This is a genomic window from Delftia sp. ZNC0008 (assembly GCF_000799035.1).
Classification (GTDB): domain Bacteria; phylum Pseudomonadota; class Gammaproteobacteria; order Burkholderiales; family Burkholderiaceae_C; genus Comamonas; species Comamonas tsuruhatensis.
This window is the reverse complement of sequence record NZ_JTKZ01000654.1, coordinates 74,832-92,858: the sequence shown is the minus strand read 5'-3', so window position 1 is coordinate 92,858 and position 18,027 is coordinate 74,832. Positions and strand designations below refer to the sequence as shown.

Annotated in this window: 14 protein-coding genes and 1 pseudogene; 10 read left to right on the top strand and 5 right to left on the bottom strand. The window is 66.0% G+C overall.

What is annotated here, in order from left to right; translation table 11 throughout:
• Together L995_RS21585 and L995_RS21580 are read right to left on the bottom strand one after the other, a co-directional pair.
• A pseudogene (locus tag L995_RS21585) lies at positions 1 to 886 on the bottom strand (tetratricopeptide repeat protein); the annotation flags it as partial.
• Positions 852 to 3,671 carry a bifunctional glycoside hydrolase 114/ polysaccharide deacetylase family protein gene (locus tag L995_RS21580; protein WP_047473631.1) on the bottom strand — a complete coding sequence of 940 codons (2,820 nt, stop codon included), beginning with the start codon at positions 3,669 to 3,671 and terminating at the stop codon, positions 852 to 854. The gene L995_RS21580 and the pseudogene L995_RS21585, both read right to left, overlap by 35 nt.
• A 234-nt stretch (positions 3,672 to 3,905) precedes the next feature.
• Here L995_RS21580 and galE point away from each other — a divergent pair, with 234 nt between their 5' ends.
• The 10 genes from galE (at position 3,906) to tatC (ending at position 10,580) form a co-directional block, all read left to right on the top strand.
• Complete coding sequence (gene galE / locus L995_RS21575; RefSeq protein WP_017406261.1) at positions 3,906 to 4,916, top strand: UDP-glucose 4-epimerase GalE; 1,011 nt, start codon at positions 3,906 to 3,908, stop codon at positions 4,914 to 4,916.
• A 76-nt stretch (positions 4,917 to 4,992) separates the two neighbouring features.
• On the top strand, positions 4,993 to 5,793 hold the full coding sequence (gene hisF, locus L995_RS21570) for an imidazole glycerol phosphate synthase subunit HisF (protein ID WP_013800786.1): 801 nt from the start codon (positions 4,993 to 4,995) through the stop codon (positions 5,791 to 5,793).
• Positions 5,794 to 6,037: 244 nt separating this feature from the next.
• Complete coding sequence (gene hisI / locus L995_RS21565; protein ID WP_174538852.1) at positions 6,038 to 6,436, top strand: phosphoribosyl-AMP cyclohydrolase; 399 nt, start codon at positions 6,038 to 6,040, stop codon at positions 6,434 to 6,436.
• Complete coding sequence (locus L995_RS21560) at positions 6,433 to 6,846, top strand: phosphoribosyl-ATP diphosphatase (protein ID WP_047473622.1); 414 nt, start codon at positions 6,433 to 6,435, stop codon at positions 6,844 to 6,846. Before hisI ends, L995_RS21560 begins: the two co-directional genes overlap by 4 nt.
• Complete coding sequence (locus L995_RS21555) at positions 6,843 to 7,235, top strand: DUF4870 family protein (RefSeq protein WP_047473621.1); 393 nt, start codon at positions 6,843 to 6,845, stop codon at positions 7,233 to 7,235. The genes L995_RS21560 and L995_RS21555 overlap by 4 nt, the downstream gene beginning before the upstream one ends.
• 19 nt (positions 7,236 to 7,254) lie before the next feature.
• Positions 7,255 to 8,286: a patatin-like phospholipase family protein gene (locus L995_RS21550; RefSeq protein WP_047473614.1), complete on the top strand. Its 1,032-nt coding sequence runs from the start codon at positions 7,255 to 7,257 to the stop codon at positions 8,284 to 8,286.
• Between the two features lie 42 nt (positions 8,287 to 8,328).
• Complete coding sequence (locus L995_RS21545; RefSeq protein ID WP_016445561.1) at positions 8,329 to 8,691, top strand: histidine triad nucleotide-binding protein; 363 nt, start codon at positions 8,329 to 8,331, stop codon at positions 8,689 to 8,691.
• A 155-nt stretch (positions 8,692 to 8,846) separates the two neighbouring features.
• Entirely contained in the window at positions 8,847 to 9,086 is a 240-nt protein-coding gene (gene tatA, locus L995_RS21540) for a Sec-independent protein translocase subunit TatA (protein ID WP_047473612.1), read from the top strand.
• Positions 9,087 to 9,107: 21 nt separating this feature from the next.
• Positions 9,108 to 9,605 (top strand): Sec-independent protein translocase protein TatB, encoded by a 498-nt coding sequence (tatB, locus tag L995_RS21535; protein ID WP_016445559.1) that lies wholly within the window; start codon positions 9,108 to 9,110, stop codon positions 9,603 to 9,605.
• Between the two features lie 150 nt (positions 9,606 to 9,755).
• Positions 9,756 to 10,580: a twin-arginine translocase subunit TatC gene (gene tatC / locus L995_RS21530; protein ID WP_047473609.1), complete on the top strand. Its 825-nt coding sequence runs from the start codon at positions 9,756 to 9,758 to the stop codon at positions 10,578 to 10,580.
• Positions 10,581 to 10,790: 210 nt separating this feature from the next.
• On the opposite strand, the gene L995_RS21525 is transcribed toward tatC, so the two are convergent.
• The 3 genes from L995_RS21525 to L995_RS21515 all read right to left on the bottom strand — a co-directional run bounded on the left by L995_RS21525 (position 10,791) and on the right by L995_RS21515 (position 17,965).
• Positions 10,791 to 12,266, bottom strand: a complete 1,476-nt coding sequence (locus L995_RS21525; protein WP_016445557.1) for a glutamate synthase subunit beta — start codon at positions 12,264 to 12,266, stop codon at positions 10,791 to 10,793.
• A 69-nt stretch (positions 12,267 to 12,335) separates the two neighbouring features.
• Positions 12,336 to 17,066 carry a glutamate synthase-related protein gene (locus L995_RS21520; RefSeq protein ID WP_016445556.1) on the bottom strand — a complete coding sequence of 1,577 codons (4,731 nt, stop codon included), beginning with the start codon at positions 17,064 to 17,066 and terminating at the stop codon, positions 12,336 to 12,338.
• Between the two features lie 188 nt (positions 17,067 to 17,254).
• On the bottom strand, positions 17,255 to 17,965 hold the full coding sequence (locus L995_RS21515) for a transposase (protein ID WP_047473642.1): 711 nt from the start codon (positions 17,963 to 17,965) through the stop codon (positions 17,255 to 17,257).
• Positions 17,966 to 18,027: the final 62 nt, after the last annotated feature.

Sequence of the window (18,027 nt, the reverse complement as noted above, 5' to 3'; positions counted from 1 at the left end):
GCCATTGCTGCAGCAGGGACAGCTGCAGCAGCCGCTTGGCATAGCGCTCGGCCTCGGCCCGGTTGCCGGCCGCACGCGCCAGGCCGATGAGCCTTCGCAGCGTTTCCGGGTCGCTGCCCAACAGTTCTTCCTGCTGGCGCGCCAGCGCCAGCGCTTCGCTGGCACGGTTGCCGGACTGCAGCACCTGCAGGGCCTGCCAGAGGTAGGCGCGCGACTGCGGGACATCGTCGGTGGTGGCACTGGCCTGGCGCAGCAGCCGGGCCGATTCCTCGTACAGCGACATGCCCAGCGCCTGCCGCGCTGCGGACTCATAGACCTGCGCCTTGCGCGCGGGATCGCCCTGGCGGGCGGCCACATCGTCGTAGATGCCCAGGGCCAGCGGTGCGTCCTTGAGTACCAGCGCCGAAGAGGCCAGGTACAGCGCCTGCTCCTGGGTCAGACCCGCCAGCGGGACCTCCTTGAGCGCCTGCATCACCTGGAGCGCCAGGGCATCGGCCTGCCCTCCGGCGCGATGGTCCTGCTTTTGCGCCTCCAGATAGTTCTGGTAGGCGGCCTGCCAGCGCTCCCAGGCCTGGACGGCGGCGCTGGGCAGCGCCTGCTTGGCTGCCTCTTCGCGCGCCAGCTTGATGGCTTTCAGGCGCTCCTCCTTGGCCTTGAGCAGGGCGCGCAGGTTTTCATTGCCCGGGTCGCTCTTGAGCAGGTTGCTCAGGTAGTTGTAGGACAGCTCGGAATCATCTCCGGTGACGGAGAGCCGGCGCTCCAGATCCTGCTTGGGAAACAGCATCCACAGGGCACCGCCGATCAGTACCGCCAGCAGCACGATCAGCCAGAAGGGAACCGTGACGGGGCGCTCAGAGCCCCCGGCATTGCGCTTGGAGTTCAACACTGTTTTGGGTACTTCTGAAGGAACGGAGGTTGGAGCTGCCCGTATCGGCACCCGCCACGGCAATGAGGGGATTGGCGGCATTCAGGGAACTCAGCGCACAGCCGGACGGCAGGTGCATGCGCAGCTCCAGCGGCACATGGCCCTGCAGGGTCAAGCGCACGCCGCCATCGGCCTGGGGCAGCCATTGCGTGAGCCGGGCATTGGCATCCACCAGATAGGGACGCGCCGCGGAGGCGGCCGCGCCTGCGGCATCCTGCTGCACCAGGTATCCGGCGCCGCCGGCCAGGTGAAGGTAGTTGCCGTCCGTGCCCTTGGCATAGCCGGCAATGCCGCGGCTGGCAGCCATGGACGGCAGGGCCATGCCGGGCGGCATGCGCAGCGTGCGCAACTGGCCCGGGCCCCGCAGGCGCCAGCCCTGCGCGTCGCGGCCGATGGCGAATTCGTAGAAATCCTGCACCTTGCGGATGTACTCGGAGCTGTAGACCGGGTTCAGCCGCTGCGCCAGCGCCCACTGGTAGACCTTGTGCAGGGCCTTGATGCTGGCCTGCTTGCTGGCGGAGTAGGAGTGGTAGTAGATGTCCACGGCCTTCATGCGCCGGGGCGCGTCGGTCATCTCGAAGGTTTCGATGACGCGCTCGAAGCCGTAGAACGGCCCGTGCCAGAGATTGGTGTAGATGTTCTCGTTGGTGACGGGCGCATAGATCTGCAGATGGCCGCCCTTGCGCAGGCCCCAGCTGCGCACCTCCGTCAGCGAGGGATTGCTGCGCGTGATGGCCGTGTCGCCGCCATTCATGTTGAGCAGTCCCGCCGCGTCGGAGATGGCCAGGGCCTCGGCGCTGGGCGCCGTATTGCCGGTCCACAGGAACACGTCCACCGGCTTGCCGGGCGGCGCCAGGCGCTTGCGGATGTAGTCGACCGAGCCATTGATCTCCCGGTTCATGTCCATCTGGTAGCCGGGGATGTGGAGGTTGAGGTTCACCTCCTTGCTGTCATCCCCGTCGGGCGCTGCCCCGGGCTCCCAGAAGAAGGGATGGGAATAGGAATGGCTGGCGATCTCGACATGGGGCATGGCGAAGATGCGCTTGGCAATGCCCTCCAGCTGGTCGGCCCACTGCGGATACAGGCCCTGCGGCGAGACTTCGGCCTCGATGACCGAGATGGTGTGCGGAATCCTGTAGCGCTCCAGGATCTCGCGGCGCAGCACTTCGCCCGCGAAGGGCGTGCCCGGCAGCTCGGCCTTGGAAGGAAAGCCGTCCCCGTCCACATGGGCCAGCAGCAGGCGGCGGCCGTTCTCGGTGGTGACGTCGGGCACCGGAAAGTCCTGCAGGCGCAGCGCCTCGCGCAACAGCGCGAAGGGGTCGATCACCCAGCGCGACTGGTCGGTGCCCGGCATGCCCACCACCACATAGGGCATGAGTGCAAAGCCGCCCCAGGGCGTGATGGCGGCCGACACGAAGCGGCGCCCCCGCTTGTCGTCGAAGGACAGCAACTCGCGGCTGCCCCTGGCCATCTGCGGCGTGAACTCCCAGCCTTCGTAATCGTGCGCTGGCTCGGCCGGCTGTATCTCGAAACCCATGACCGGCGCCTTTTCGGCGCGCCGCAGCGGGAACACGGGTGCCGCTTCCGTGCTGCGCGTGCCCAGGGCGGCCGACATGGTGCGGTCCTGGGACAGGCCCAGCGTATTGAGCACCAGCAGCGGCATGCCCTGCTGCACCTGGTTGGCCAGCCACTGCCGCACGCTTTTGGCCCGCATCTCGGGCACCGCGCCGCCGAACCAGCTCACCACGCCGGCATAGCGGTCGCGCGACACGCCTTCGGGCAGGGGCTCGCGCACATCGGCGTAGTCGGCGACGTAGCCCATGTAGTTCAGGGGCATTTCCAGGAAGCGGTGCGCCGATGCGCCGTTGATGGTCGGATAGTCGGCACCGTTGTAGAGAATCAACACCCTGCGCGCCACCGCCTCCACCTGGCCTATGCCCAGGGTCTGCAGCCCGGCATCGGAAACCCAGGGGATGATGCCCAGCTGCGCAATGCGGCGGGCGGTCTCGCGCGTGGCGTCGCGGTCGTGCGGGGCCACGTAGTCGATGGACAGCACCGGCAGGCGGTCGCGCTCGCGGATGGTCTGCAGTTGCTGCAGCAGCCATTCGCGGTCTTTCTCGGGCACGTTCACATAGCGCTTGAGGCTGGCATCCCAGCCCCGCAACAGCGACTCGGCCGCCACCATCTGTACCTTGTCCCTCACGCGCGGCACGATCTCGAAGCCCCGGTTCAGGATCAGGCGGATGCCGGGATAGCGCTGGTGCAGCGTCTCGATGACGCGCACCAGACCGTCCTGCTGGGCCTTTTCGTCGAAATTCTTGGCCAGGCGGTAGGAGTCCAGCGTGTCCAGGAAGAAGCCGCGAAAGCCCTGCTTCCACAGCGGCGCGATCACCTCGTCGGCAAAGAAGGCGGGCCACTGCGCAGGTGTCTGGTCCAGGACGATGGACTGCCAGGCGCCGTTGCGCGCCATCTTCCAGGCCTCGGGAATCTTGCCGAAGTAGGCGCGCTCGGGCAGCACCTCGGCCACGGAAGCGTAGGCATACAGCTCGCTGCCCGGGGCCTGCTTGCGAAACCGGACCGGGTCATAGCCATGGCCCGGCTCCACGACGGCAATGTCGTAGAGGCTCAATTCACTGAGCGATGCCTTGTTCCCGTAATAGACAGCCACCGCGGGTTCGGCAGCCTGCACCACCCAGCCGCACAGCAACCCCCAGCAGACCAGGCAGCTTCGCAGGAAACCGTTCACGGCCTTCTCCTCAGGGCGTGGTGATGCCCCATCAATTCATAGTTTTTATGCATCAAATTTCTTAACAATTTGATGAAAGCTATCGTCAATCCGACGAAAAGCGGGCCGAGCATAACGTTGTTTGTCTACAAATGTGTTTTCTCCCTACTTTTGTGCTCAGCCCACTTGAACCCGGGGAGAAGCTGGGTTATTGCGATACTAGGCACGCCAAAAAATCACCAATGAGAGGTATTCATGATCCTGGTCACAGGCGGCGCCGGCTTCATCGGCTCCCACACCTGCGTGGAGCTGGCCGCCGCAGGCGAGCCCTACCTGATCTACGACAACTTCAGCAACAGCAGCGCCGACGTGCTCGACCGCATGGAACGCATCACGGGCCGGCGCCCGCTGTGCGTGGAAGGCGATGTGCGCGACCGCGCCGCGCTGGACCGGCTGTTTGCCGAGCACTCCATCCGCGAGGTGATCCACTTCGCCGCACTCAAGGCCGTGGGCGAATCCGTGGCCCAGCCACTGCGCTACTACGAACACAACGTGGGCGGCACGGTCGCCCTGCTGCAGGCCATGCAGGCGGCGGGCGTGCACAGCCTGGTGTTCTCCTCCTCGGCCACGGTCTACGGTGACCCGGCCAGCCTGCCGATCCGCGAGGATTTCCCGCTGTCTGCCACCAACCCCTACGGCCGCAGCAAGCTGTGGATCGAGGAAATGCTGGCCGACCTGGACCGCGCCGAGCCCGGCCAGTGGCGCCTGGCACGGCTGCGCTACTTCAATCCCGTGGGCGCCCATGAAAGCGGCCTGATCGGCGAGGACCCGCGCGACATCCCCAACAACCTCATGCCCTATGTGTCGCAGGTCGCCATCGGCCAGCGCCAGCAGCTCAGTGTCTATGGGGATGACTACGCCACGCCGGACGGCACAGGCGTGCGTGACTACATCCACGTCACCGACCTGGCGCGCGGCCACCTGGCGGCGCTGCGCTATCTGCGCGAGCAGCAGGGCCTGCTGACCGTGAACCTGGGCACGGGGCGCCCGGTCTCGGTGCTGGAGATGGTCAAGGCCTTCGAGCGCGCCAGCGGCCGCCCCGTGCCCTACCAGATCGTGGCGCGCCGCCCCGGCGACGTGGCCCAGTGCTGGGCCGACCCCGCCGAGGCCGAGCGCCTGCTGGGCTGGAAGGCCATGCTGGACCTGGACCGCATGTGCGAGGACGCATGGCGCTGGCAAAGCCAGGCCGCAGGTCTCAAGCGCTGAACCCCGCAGCGCCTGCGGGCGCCGAGGGCGTGGTATCTTTTCGCCCTTGTTTCACGCCCTAGCCACGAGTCTGCCCATGCTTGCCAAACGCATCATCCCCTGTCTTGACGTCACGGGAGGGCGCGTCGTCAAAGGCGTGAACTTCGTGGAGCTGCGCGATGCGGGCGACCCGGTGGAGATCGCCGCGCGCTACAACGCCCAGGGCGCGGACGAGCTGACCTTCCTGGACATCACGGCCACCAGCGATGGCCGAGACCTGATCCTGCCCATCATCGAATCGGTGGCCAGCCAGGTCTTCATTCCGCTGACCGTGGGCGGTGGCGTGCGCACCGTCGAGGACGTGCGCCGCCTGCTCAACGCGGGCGCCGACAAGACCAGCTTCAACTCGGCCGCCATCGCCAATCCCGATGTGATCAATGCCGCCTCCGACAAGTACGGCGCGCAGTGCATCGTCGTGGCCATCGACGCCAAGCGCCGCACCGCCGAAGACGAGCAGCGCATCGGCGCCGACGGCCGCGCCGCCGGCCCCGGCTGGGATGTCTACAGCCACGGCGGACGCAAGAACACCGGCCTGGACGCCGTGCAGTGGGCCGCCGAAATGGCGCGCCGCGGCGCGGGCGAGATCCTGCTGACCAGCATGGACCGCGACGGCACCAAGTCCGGGTTCGACCTGAAGCTCACGCGCGCCGTCAGCGACGCCGTGCCCGTGCCCGTGATCGCCTCCGGCGGCGTGGGCTCGCTGGACGACCTGGCCGATGGCGTGACCCTGGGCGGCGCCGACGCCGTGCTGGCCGCCAGCATCTTCCACTATGGCGAATTCACCGTGGGCCAGGCCAAGCAGCGCATGGCCGAGCGCGGCGTGCCCGTGCGCCTCTGATACGGCGCGTCGGCGGACTCCTTCATTTCAGTTTTCTATGGCGCTCGCGCCGCCCACAACCCATGAAACCGGCGCGGCCCAAGGGACCAGGGACAGCGAGCAAGGGCCGCCCCGCAGCAAGGCTGTCGTCTCCCTCCCGCGCAGCGAGAGAGGGGGAAGGCGCGAAGCGACTCAGGGGGTGTATTTTCAATCCAGGCAATTCCTGACAATGCTGTCACAGGGATTCCAACCCAGGATATTCACAATGCAGGCAATGAACTGGCTAGATCAAGTCAAATGGGATGCGCAGGGCCTGGTGCCCGTGATCGCGCAGGAAAAGGACACGGGCGACGTGCTGATGTTCGCCTGGATGAACCGCGAGGCCCTGGCCAAGACGGCCGAGCTGGGCCGCGCCGTCTACTTCAGCCGCTCGCGCAACAAGCTGTGGTTCAAGGGCGAGGAATCGGGCCACGTGCAGACCGTGCACGAGGTGCGCATCGACTGCGACAACGACGTGGTCCTGCTCAAGATCACCCAGACCGGCCACGAGCCCGGCATTGCCTGCCACACGGGGCGCCACAGCTGCTTCTACAGCGTGCTGCGCGATGGCCAGTGGCAGGCCGTCGATCCGGTCTTGAAAGACCCCGAATCGATCTACAAATGAATTCCACGAACATGAACGACACCACAAGCACTTCCTCGCAGGACGCCCTGGCGCGCCTGGCCGCCGTCATCGAAAGCCGCAAGCCCGCCAACGGCGGCGACCCCGACAAGAGCTACGTCGCCCGCCTGCTGCACAAGGGCCCGGATGCCTTTTTGAAGAAGATCGGCGAAGAGGCCACCGAAGTCGTCATGGCCGCCAAGGACGCAGACCATGGCGGGGACGCCGGCAAAATCCTCTACGAAGTGGCCGATCTGTGGTTCCATAGCATGATCGCCCTGGCCCACTATGGCCTGACGCCCGCCCAGGTCGTTGCCGAGCTGGAGCGCCGCGAAGGCACCAGCGGCATCGAGGAAAAGGCGCTGCGCAAGGCCCAGGAACGTGATGTGAACGAGAAAGGACCGCTGCCATGAATGACGATTACATCGAAGTCCGTGCCCTGGACCAGTCCCGCATCGAAGGCCTCAAGGCCTGGGGCTGGGTCAGCTACCTGCTGCACCTGGTGGTGGCCGTGGCCGCCGTCGTGCCCGGCGCCCAGCCCAGCATCGCGCTGCTGGTGATCGCCCTGATCATCGACCTGGTCAAGCGCGGCGACGCCGAAGGCAGCTGGATGGCCAACCATTTCTCGTGGCGCATCCGCAGCGTGGTCTGGGCCGGCATCCTGTACCTGGTCACGGCACCGCTGTGGCTGCTGTTCTTCGTGCCCGGCTGGATCGCCTGGACGGTGATCTCCATCTGGTTCCTGTACCGCATCGTGCGCGGCATGGTCGCCATGAACCGCAACCAGGCCGTGGACCGCTGAAGCCGCCGGCCCGCCCGCCATGTCCTTCACCCCGACCTGCAAGATCAACCTCGCCCTGCAGGGCGGGGGCTCGCACGGCGCCCTGACCTGGGGCGTGCTGGACGCACTGCTGGAAGACGGCAGCCTTGTCTTCGACGGCATCAGCGGCACCAGCGCCGGCGCCATGAATGCCGTGGCCCTGGCACAGGGCTTTGCCCAGGCCGCGCGCCAGGAAAGCGATCCTGTAGCCGCCCAGGCGCTGGGCTCCCAATTGGCCCGCGCCTCGCTGACCGAACTGTGGGAAGGCGTGGGCACCATGGGCAGCCTGATGTGGGGCGCGCCATTGCCGGGCAGCCCCTTCATGGGTGTGCTCAACCAGTTCTTCTCGCCCTACCAGACCAACCCGCTGGACATCAACCCGCTGCGCAAGCTGCTCGAACGGGTCGTGGATTTCGAGGCGCTGACGCGTCCGCCCGTGGAGGGCGTGGTGCCCAAGGTCTTTGTCTGCGCCACCAATGTGCGCACGGGCCGGGGAAGCATCTTTTCGGGCAGAAGGCTCAGTGCCGACGCGGTCATGGCCTCGGCCTGCCTGCCCCAGCTGTTCAAGGCCGTGGAAATCGATGGCGAGCCTTACTGGGACGGCGGTTTCTCGGGCAATCCCGCCCTGTATCCCCTGATCTACGGCACGGCCTCCAGCGACATCCTGCTGGTGCAGATCAATCCCATCGAGCACACCGACCTGCCCAACACGGCGGCCGACATCATGGACCGCATGAACGAGGTCACCTTCAACGCCGGCCTGCTGTCCGAGCTGCGCGCCATCGAGTTCGTCAAGCGCCTGCTGGAGCAGGGCAAGCTGGACCCGGCACGCTACAAAAAGGTGCTGCTGCACCGCGTGGACGGCGGCGCGGTGCTCAAGGGCTACGGCGCCTCGACCAAGACGCGCTCCGACATGCGTTTCGTGCGCGAGCTGTTCGAGCTGGGGCGCGAGCAGGGGCAGCACTGGCTCCAGCAGCACCGCAGCGACATCGGCGTGCGCCAGACACTGCACATCAACGACAATTCACCCTGATTTTTCGATCCACCGCCAGCTTCCCAGGACTCCCGTAGCGCCATGCACGACCACGACCCGAACTGCCTGTTTTGCCGCATCATCAAAGGCGAGATCCCTTCCCGCAAGGTCTATGAGGACGATGAAGTCTTCGCCTTCCACGACATCCATCCCGGCGCGCCCATCCACTTTCTGATGGTGCCCAAGAAGCACATCCCCTCCATGGCCCAGGTCCAGGCCGACGACGCTGCGCTGCTGGGCCGCATGATGGTGCTGGCGCCCCGCCTGGCCGCCGAGCAAGGCTGCAATCCGTATCCCGATGGCGGTTTCCGTCTGGTGGTCAACACCGGCACCGAGGGCGGACAGGAAGTCCACCATCTGCACATCCATGTCATGGGCGGCCCCCGCCCCTGGCTGAAGGGCTGAAGCCTTTGCTGGACGCGGGCTTGCGCGCAAGATGGCCCGCCTCTTGCTTGCGACTTCTGCGTACATGCGCCGGCCGAACGGCTTTTGTGGGGCCTTGCGAACTGCCGCCATGGCCCGGCGTCTAAAATGATCTGCAATTCTTAGGAGAGATTCTCATGGGCTCGTTTTCCATCTGGCATTGGCGCGTCGTCCTGGCCATCGTGGTTCTGGTGTTCGGAACCAAGAAGCTGAAGAACATCGGTTCCGACCTTGGCGGTGCAGTCAAGGGCTTCAAGGACGGTGTGAAGGACGGCTCGACCTCCACCGACACCCCCGCAGCTGCCCCTGGCCAGGTTGCAGGCCAGACAGCCACCGACAAGGCCACCATCGACGTCGAAGCCAAGCAAAAGAGCTGATGCTCCGCACGCCAAGCCTCCATGTTTGATATCGGTCTGTCCAAGATGGCGCTGATCGGCGCCGTGGCTCTCGTGGTCATCGGCCCCGAGAAGCTGCCGCGCGTGGCGCGCACCGTCGGTACCCTGCTGGGCAAGGCCCAGCGCTACGTCTCCGATGTGAAGGCCGAGGTCAACCGTTCGATGGAACTCGACGAGTTGCGCAAGATGAAGGACACGGTGGAAGGCGCGGCGCGTGACGTCGAGCAGTCCATCCACACTTCGGCCGCCAATTTCGAGAAGGACTGGAACGAGTCCACGGCATCGCTCAACGGCACGTCTTCCTCGTACGACTCCTCTTCCTACGATTCAGGCAGCGATACGTACAGCGCCGTGGCGCCGGCCTACCGCCACCCGGGCAAGAACTGGCGCCTCAAGCGTGCCGCCGTGCCCCAGTGGTACAAGGCCCGGGCCGGCGTGCGCACCAAGGCGCAGTCGGGCGCGGCGCGCGTGGCGCGCTTTCGTCCCCAGAAGTCCCGCTGAAGATGCTGGCGCGCAGCGGGCCACGAGGCAACCGGCCCAGCCTCTGCCACCCGGGCACCCGCCATCGCCCCACCCTGCCCGATCCGTCGGGCTTTCTGCTTTTCATACCAGGTCCGTGGACGCCCTTGCGGCCCGCCGCGGTTTCGCACCATGTCCGACATTCCACCTAAAGACGACGAGCTGGCAGGCACCGAGCAGCCTTTCGTCCAGCACCTGATGGAGCTGCGCGACCGCCTGCTCTACTGCATCTACGGCATCGGTCTGGCGATCGCCGTGCTGGCCGTGTGGCCTGGCCCCAACGGGCTGATCGACTTCATCGCCCACCCGATCAAGGCCCACATGCCGCCCGATGCCAAGCTCATCGCAGTCGGCGTGTTCACCCCCTTCTTCGTGCCGCTCAAGGTACTGATGATGGTGGGCATCTTGGCCGTGCTGCCCTGGATCATGTACCAGATGTGGGCCTTCGTGGCGCCCGGCCTGTACAGCCATGAAAAGCGCTTTGCGCTGCCGCTGATCATCTTCGGCAGCCTGCTGGCCTATATCGGCATCGCCTTCGTGCAGTTCTTCGTGCTCGACAAGATGTTCGCCTTCATCCAGGGCTTCACCCCGGACAGCGTGGCGGCCACGCCGGACATTGCATCGTATGTGGAGGCCATCCTGTCGCTGTACCTGGCCTTTGGCCTGGCCTTCCAGGTGCCCATCGTGGTCATGCTGCTGGTGCGCTTCGGCCTGGTGGACATCGCCAAGCTCAAGTCCTTCCGCGGCTATTTCATCGTGGTGGCCTTCATCATCGCCGCCGTGGTCACGCCGCCCGACGTGATCTCCCAGCTGGCCCTGGCCGTGCCCATGTGCATTCTTTACGAGATCGGCATCCTGGGTGCCGGCTGGTTCAGCCGCGTCTCCAAGGCGCCGGAAGAAGAAGCCGAACCCGGCACCGCAGTGGACAAGCCCGCAGAGGATAAACCCACCCCCTGAGTCGCTTCGCGCCTTCCCCCAGAGGGGGACGACACCCTCGGTGCGGGGCGGCGCGGCCGGCCCAGGCCCTTCCTCGATGTCCCTCGCTTTAGGGCGCGCCAGTTTCAAGGGCCTACGCTGAAACACGAGGAATTTGTAATAAAAAGCCCTTGGTTCATCACCAAGGGCTTTTTCTTTGTCTATGGCCAAGCCCCTTCCGGGGTTGGCATCTCACCGAGGCAGGTCGGACGTGCCCATGAGGAACTCGTCAATGGAGCGAGCGGCCTGGCGGCCTTCGCGGATGGCCCAGACCACCAGGGACTGGCCGCGGCGCACGTCGCCGGCGGCGAAGAGCTTGGGCACGCTGGTGGCGTAGCCGCCCGTGAAGTCGGTGGTGGCCTTGGCGTTGCCGCGTGCGTCCTTGTCCACGCCAAAGGCATCGAGCACGGCCTGCACGGGGCTGACGAAGCCCATGGCCAGCAGCACCAGGTCGGCCTTGAGCACCTGCTCGCTGCCGGGCACCTCGACCATCTTGCCGTCCTTCATTTCGATGCGCACGGTCTTGACGGCCGTGACCTGGCCCTTCTCGCCGATGAACTCCTTGGTGGCGATGGCGAACTCGCGCTCACAGCCTTCCTCGTGGCTGGAGCTGGTGCGCAGCTTGATCGGCCAGTAGGGCCAGACCAGGGGCTTGTTCTCCTGCTCGGGCGGCATGGGCATCAGCTCGAACTGGGTCACGCTGACGGCGCCGTGGCGGTTGCTGGTGCCCACGCAGTCGGAGCCCGTGTCGCCGCCACCGATGACGATGACATGCTTGCCATCGGCACGCAGCTGGCCCTTGAGCTTGTCGCCGGCATTGACCTTGTTTTGCTGCGGCAGGAACTCCATGGCGAAATGGATGCCCTTGAGTTCACGGCCGGGCACGGGCAGGTCGCGCGACTGCTCGGCACCGCCGGTCAGCAGCACGGCGTCGAACTCGGCCATGAGCTGCTCGGGGCTGACGGTTTCCTTGGCCCAGTTAGTGACCTTGGAGTCTTCGCCCAGGCCGTCCTTGCCCGCCACCAGCACGCCGGTGCGGATCTTGACGCCTTCGGCCACGAGCTGCTCGACACGGCGGTCGATGTGCGACTTCTCCATCTTGAAGTCGGGAATGCCGTAGCGCAGCAGGCCGCCGACGCGGTCGTTCTTCTCGAACAGCGTGACATCATGGCCGGCGCGGGCCAGCTGCTGCGAGGCCGCCAGGCCTGCGGGGCCGGCGCCGACCACGGCCACCTTCTTGCCGGTCTTGCGGCTGCTGGGCAGCGGCTTGACCCAGCCTTCGGCCCAGGCACGGTCGATGATGGCGTGCTCGATGGACTTGATGCCCACGGCGTCGTCGTTGATGTTCAGGGTGCAGGCGGCCTCACAGGGTGCGGGGCAGATGCGGCCGGTGAACTCGGGGAAGTTGTTGGTGCTGTGCAGCACGGCGCTGGCGCTCTTCCAGCCGCCGTGGAAGACCAGGTCGTTGAAGTCCGGAATGATGTTGTTGACCGGGCAGCCGTTGTTGCAGAACGGCGTGCCGCAGTCCATGCAGCGCGCGCCCTGGATCTTGGCCTGGCTGTCATCGAGGCCGATGACGAATTCCTTGTAGTGCTTCACGCGCTCGGCGACGGGCGCATAGCCCTCCTCGAGGCGCTCATATTCCATGAAGCCGGTGGTCTTTCCCATGATTCGTTGTCCTGATGTGTGGGGTGCAGGGATGGATGCGGGCTGCTGCCCGCATCCTTCGCTTCCTTGTTATTTGGCGGCCACCGCCTCCTTGGCGTGTTCCTCGACCTCGGGCGTGGCGGGCTCTTCCATCACCTGGCGCTCGTACATCTCGGACAGGGCACGCTTGTATTCGCTGGGGAAGACCTTGACGAACTTGGAGCGGGCCGCCGCCCAGTTGTCCAGCAGATCGCGGGCGCGCTTGGAGCCCGTCCAGCGGCTGTGCGCCTCGATCAGCGCGCGCAGCTGGCGCTCGTCGGTCTCGCGGCGGTGCCAGACGGCAGGCGAGACCTGGGCCAAGTGCTCGTCATGGGGCAGCACCTGGTCCAGCGAGACGGACGCCTTGTTGCAGCGCTCGGCGAAGCGGCCATCCTCGTCATACACATAGGCCACGCCGCCGCTCATGCCGGCGGCGAAGTTGCGGCCGGTCTTGCCCAGCACCACCACGGTGCCGCCGGTCATGTATTCGCAGCCGTGGTCGCCCACGCCTTCGACCACGGCGGTGGCGCCAGACAGGCGGACCGCGAAACGCTCGCCGGCCACGCCGCCGAAGAAGGCCTCGCCGCTGGTGGCGCCGAACATCACGGTGTTGCCCACGATGGTGTTGCTGGTGGTATCGCCACGGAACTCATGGCTGGCGTGCACCACCACGCGGCCGCCGGACAGGCCCTTGCCCGTGTAGTCGTTGGCGTCACCGCGCAGGTTCAGCGTGATGCCGTTGCACAGGAAGGCGCCGAAGGACTGGCCGCCAGTTCCCTCGAAGTGGATGCGGATGGTGTCATCGGGCAGACCTTCGGGATGCACGCGCGTCACGGCACCGGAGAGCATGGCGCCCACGGAGCGGTTGACGTTGCGCGCCACTTCCATGATGCGCACACGCTCGCCGTTCTCGATGGCGGGCTTGCAGCGCTCGATGAGCTTCACGTCCAGCGCCTTGTCCAGCAGGTGGTCCTGCTTTTCGACATGGAAGCGTGCCACGTCTGCGGGCACTTCGGGCTGGGCGAACAGGCGCGAGAAGTCCAGGCCCTGAGCCTTCCAGTGCTGCAGGCCCTTGCGGGTGTCCAGCAGGTCGGAGCGGCCGATCAGGTCGTCGAACTTCGCCACGCCGAGCTGGGCCATGATCTGGCGCACTTCCTCGGCGATGAAGAAGAAGTAGTTCACCACATGCTCGGGCTTGCCCGAGAACTTGGCGCGCAGCACCGGGTCCTGCGTGGCCACGCCCACGGGGCAGGTGTTCAGGTGGCACTTGCGCATCATGATGCAGCCCTCGACGACCAGGGGCGCCGTGGCGAAGCCGAACTCGTCGGCGCCCAGCAGCGCGCCGATGACGACGTCGCGGCCGGTCTTCATCTGGCCGTCGGCCTGCACGCGGATGCGGCCGCGCAGGCGGTTGAGCACCAGGGTCTGCTGGGTCTCGGCCAGGCCGATTTCCCAGGGCGAGCCCGCATGCTTGATGGACGACCAGGGCGATGCGCCCGTGCCGCCGTCATGGCCTGCGATGACCACGTGGTCGCTCTTGCACTTGGCCACGCCGGCCGCGATGGTGCCCACGCCCACTTCGGACACGAGCTTGACCGAGATGTCGGCGTGCGGCGCCACGTTCTTCAGGTCGTGGATCAGCTGGGCCAGATCCTCGATGGAGTAGATGTCGTGGTGGGGCGGGGGCGAGATCAGGCCGACGCCGGGCACGGAGTGGCGCAGCTTGCCGATGTAGTCGGACACCTTGCCGCCGGGCAGTTGGCCGCCCTCGCCGGGCTTGGCGCCCTGGGCCATCTTGATCTGCACCTGGTCCGAGGACGACAGGTACTCGGCCGTGACGCCGAAGCGGCCCGAGGCCACCTGCTTGATCCTGGAGCGCAGCGAGTCGCCGTCCTGCAGCTCGATGTCGGCCTCGACCTTGTCGGCGCCGATGATGGAGCCCAGGGTCTCGCCCTTCCTGATCGGGATGCCCTTGAGCTCGTTGCGGTAGCGCTGGGGATCTTCCCCGCCTTCGCCGGTGTTGCTCTTGCCGCCGATGCGGTTCATGGCCACTGCCAGCGTGGCATGGGCCTCGGTGCTGATGGAGCCCAGCGACATGGCGCCCGTGGCAAAGCGCTTGACGATCTCCTTGGCCGACTCGACCTGGTCCAGCGGGATGGCCTTGGCCGGGTCGAACTTGAACTCGAACAGGCCGCGCAGCGTCATGTGGCGCTTGCTCTGGTCGTTGATCAGCTGGGCGTATTCCTTGTACGTGCTCCAGTTGTTGGAGCGCGTGGAATGCTGCAGCTTGGCGATGGCGTCGGGCGACCACATGTGCTCTTCGCCACGGGCGCGCCAGGCGTATTCGCCACCGGCGTCCAGCATGGTCTCCAGCACGGGATCGTCACCGAAGGCCGCGCGGTGGTTGCGGATGGTTTCCTCGGCGATCTCGAAGACGCCGATGCCCTCGACGCGGCTGGCCGTGCCGGTGAAGTACTTGTCCACGGTGTCGCTGTTCAGGCCGATCACCTCGAACAGTTGGGCGCCGCAATAGGACATGTAGGTGGACACGCCCATCTTGGACATGATCTTGGACAGGCCCTTGCCGATGGCCTTGACGTAGTTGTAGATGGCCTTGTCGGCCGACAGGTCGCCACCCAGCTCCTTGTGCATGTCGGCCAGGGTTTCCATGGCCAGGTAGGGATGCACGGCCTCGGCGCCGTAGCCTGCCAGCACGGCGAAGTGGTGCACTTCGCGCGCCGTGCCCGTTTCCACGACCAGGCCGGCCGTGGTGCGCAGGCCCTCGCGCACCAGGTGCTGGTGGATGGCCGACAGCGCCAGCAGCGCGGGGATGGCCACCTGCGTGGCGCTCACATGGCGGTCGCTGATGATCAGGATGTTGGCGCCGCCCTTGATGGCGTCCACGGCCTGCGCGCACAGCGATGCCAGCTTGGCTTCCACGCCCTGCTTGCCCCAGGACAGCGGGTAGGTGATGTCGATCGTTGCGCTCTTGAACTTGCCCTGCGTGTGGCGTTCGATGTCGCGCAGCTTGGCCATGTCGGCGAAGTCCAGCACGGGCTGGTGCACTTCCAGGCGCATGGGCGGGTTGACCTGGTTGATGTCCAGCAGGTTGGGCTTGGGTCCGATGAAGGACACCAGCGACATCACGATGGCTTCGCGGATGGGGTCGATCGGCGGGTTGGTCACCTGCGCGAACATCTGGCGGAAGTAGTTGTACAGCGGCTTGTTCTTGTCCGACAGCACGGCCAGCGGGCTGTCGTTGCCCATGGAGCCGATGCCTTCCTCGCCGTTCTTGGCCATGGGGGCCAGCAGGAACTTGATGTCTTCCTGCGTGAAGCCGAAGGCCTGCTGGCGCTCGAGCAGCGGCAGGCTGGCGGCCTCGGGGCCGGCATGGGTGTCACCGCCCACGCTGCCCAGCTTGATGCGCAGGTTCTCGATCCACTGCTTGTAGGGCTTGGTGTTGACGATGTTGGCCTTGAGCTCGTCGTCCTCGATCAGGCGGCCCTGCTCCAGGTCGATCAGCAGCATCTTGCCGGGCTGCAGGCGCCACTTGCGCACGATGGCGCTGTCGGGCACGGGCAGCACGCCAGCTTCGGACGCCAGGATGACCAGGTCGTCATCGGTGATCACGTAGCGCGAGGGGCGCAGGCCGTTGCGGTCCAGCGTGGCGCCGATCTGGCGGCCGTCGGTGAACACGATGGAGGCCGGGCCGTCCCAGGGCTCCATCATGGCGGCGTGGTATTCATAGAAGGCGCGGCGGCGCTCGTCCATGGACTCGTGCTGTTCCCAGGGCTCGGGAATCATCATCATCACGGCCTGGCTGATGGGGTAGCCGGCCATGGTCAGCAGTTCCAGGCAGTTGTCGAACGTTGCCGTGTCGGACTGGCCGGCGAAGCTGATGGGATAGAGCTTCTTGAGGTCCTCGGCCAGCACGGGCGAGGCCATCACGCCTTCGCGCGCCAGCATCCAGTTGTAGTTGCCGCGCACGGTGTTGATTTCACCGTTGTGGGCCACGTAGCGGTAGGGGTGGGCCAGCGGCCACTCGGGGAAGGTGTTGGTCGAAAAGCGCTGGTGCACCAGGCCGATGGCCGAGACGCAGCGCTCGTCGGACAGGTCGTTGTAGTACACGCCCACCTGGTCGGCCAGCAGCAGGCCCTTGTAGACCACAGTGCGGCTGCTCATGCTGGGAACGTAGTATTCCTTGCTGTGCTTGAGCTTGAGGTTCTGGATGGCGGCGCTGGCCGTCTTGCGGATCACGTACAGCTTGCGCTCCAGCGCGTCCTGCACGATCACGTCGGCGCCGCGGCCGATGAAGACCTGGCGCAGGATGGGCTCCTTTTCCTGGACCGTGGGCGACATGGGCATGTCGCGGTTCACGGGCACATCGCGCCAGCCCAGCAGGACCTGGCCTTCGGCCTTGATGGCGCGTTCCATCTCCTGCTCGCAGGCCAGGCGCGAGGCGTGTTCCTTGGGCAGGAAGATCATGCCCACGCCGTACTCGCCCGCGGGCGGCAGGGCCACGCCCTGCTTTGCCATCTCTTCGCGGTAGAGCTGGTCGGGAATCTGGATCAGAATGCCCGCGCCATCGCCCATGAGCTTGTCGGCACCCACGGCGCCGCGATGGTCGATGTTTTCGAGGATCTTGAGCGCGCCGGTGACGATGTCATGGCGCTTGACGCCCTTGATATGTGCAACAAAGCCGAGGCCGCAGGCGTCGTGCTCGTTGCTCTTGGAGTACAGACCGTGGTCTTGGAGATGCTTGATCTCGGCAGCCGTCGTCATGGCGGAATCCTCAAATTTTTCGCAGGGAACGCAAGATTAAGGCAAGGCATCACCTCATGCAATAAATTTATATAAGGGTCAGATCCCAATTAATTCCAGAACAAAAAAATCGGAAATTAATAAGGGACATATTTATTTCACAGAGGCCTGCGATGAGAAATCAAGCACTTGCAGGCCATCAGTGGGTACTAACGCACTGTTGTGGTGCGCTCATTGGTCCGTCCTGGCGGACGGCCGGCGCGCTGGCGGGTCACGCGGCGCTCGGTGCGCTGTTGTAAATCGGCAATGAATTGCTCATCGCCCAGCGCCCAGCCCCGCAGCGCCGACTGGCTGATGCGTTCGCCGTCATCGCTGCTGACGCCCTCGTCCACGGCCGACACATACGCCGCGTCGCGCGCAAACGGGGTGTTGCCCAGTTCCCAGAACACGGCATGCGGCTGGATCAGCGCGTCGCTGCGCAGGCCGGCGTTGTGCGCGTAGCTGGACCAGGGCCAGTCGGCCGGCCGCTGGACCAGGCCGGCGCGCACGGGGCTGTCGTCCATGAAGACCATGGTGGGCAGCAGCCAGCTGGGCTGCAGCACCGTGCCGCGATAGCGGCCCTCCCACAGCGTGCCGCTGCGGCCGTGGCGGTCGTTGAAGTAGCGCACATAGCGCCGGCCCACGGCCTGCATGAACCTGGGCAGGCCATCGTCGGTGCGCGGCGTGGCCAGCAGGTGGAACTGGCTGGGCAGGAGCACGTAGGCATGCACGGCCAGCTCACAGCTGCGCGCCATCTCGCGCAGCAGCCCCAGCATGGTCTCCCGGTCCTGGGCATCGATGAAGATGTCCGCGCCGTTGTTGCCGAGCTGGATGATGTGGTGCGGCAGATCCGCAATGGTGAGTCTGGGCAGGCGGGCCATGGTGCTGGGTGCAGGCAAGCGGGTGCAGGGCGTGGAGCGGCAATTATGGAGCGCCCCGCCCC

Excerpts from the sequence above, each read along its gene's own strand:
- tatA (WP_047473612.1), top strand. The coding sequence starts at position 8,847 with ATGGGCTCGTTTTCCATCTGGCATTGGCGCGTCGTCCTGGCCATCGTG.
- L995_RS21520 (WP_016445556.1), bottom strand. The coding sequence starts at position 17,066 with ATGACGACGGCTGCCGAGATCAAGCATCTCCAAGACCACGGTCTGTAC.
- L995_RS21515 (WP_047473642.1), bottom strand. The coding sequence starts at position 17,965 with ATGGCCCGCCTGCCCAGACTCACCATTGCGGATCTGCCGCACCACATC.
- L995_RS21550 (WP_047473614.1), top strand. The coding sequence starts at position 7,255 with ATGTCCTTCACCCCGACCTGCAAGATCAACCTCGCCCTGCAGGGCGGG.
- tatC (WP_047473609.1), top strand. The coding sequence starts at position 9,756 with ATGTCCGACATTCCACCTAAAGACGACGAGCTGGCAGGCACCGAGCAG.
- hisI (WP_174538852.1), top strand. The coding sequence starts at position 6,038 with ATGCAGGCAATGAACTGGCTAGATCAAGTCAAATGGGATGCGCAGGGC.
- L995_RS21525 (WP_016445557.1), bottom strand. The coding sequence starts at position 12,266 with ATGGGAAAGACCACCGGCTTCATGGAATATGAGCGCCTCGAGGAGGGC.
- galE (WP_017406261.1), top strand. The coding sequence starts at position 3,906 with ATGATCCTGGTCACAGGCGGCGCCGGCTTCATCGGCTCCCACACCTGC.
- L995_RS21560 (WP_047473622.1), top strand. The coding sequence starts at position 6,433 with ATGAATTCCACGAACATGAACGACACCACAAGCACTTCCTCGCAGGAC.
- L995_RS21545 (WP_016445561.1), top strand. The coding sequence starts at position 8,329 with ATGCACGACCACGACCCGAACTGCCTGTTTTGCCGCATCATCAAAGGC.
- hisF (WP_013800786.1), top strand. The coding sequence starts at position 4,993 with ATGCTTGCCAAACGCATCATCCCCTGTCTTGACGTCACGGGAGGGCGC.
- tatB (WP_016445559.1), top strand. The coding sequence starts at position 9,108 with ATGTTTGATATCGGTCTGTCCAAGATGGCGCTGATCGGCGCCGTGGCT.
- L995_RS21555 (WP_047473621.1), top strand. The coding sequence starts at position 6,843 with ATGAATGACGATTACATCGAAGTCCGTGCCCTGGACCAGTCCCGCATC.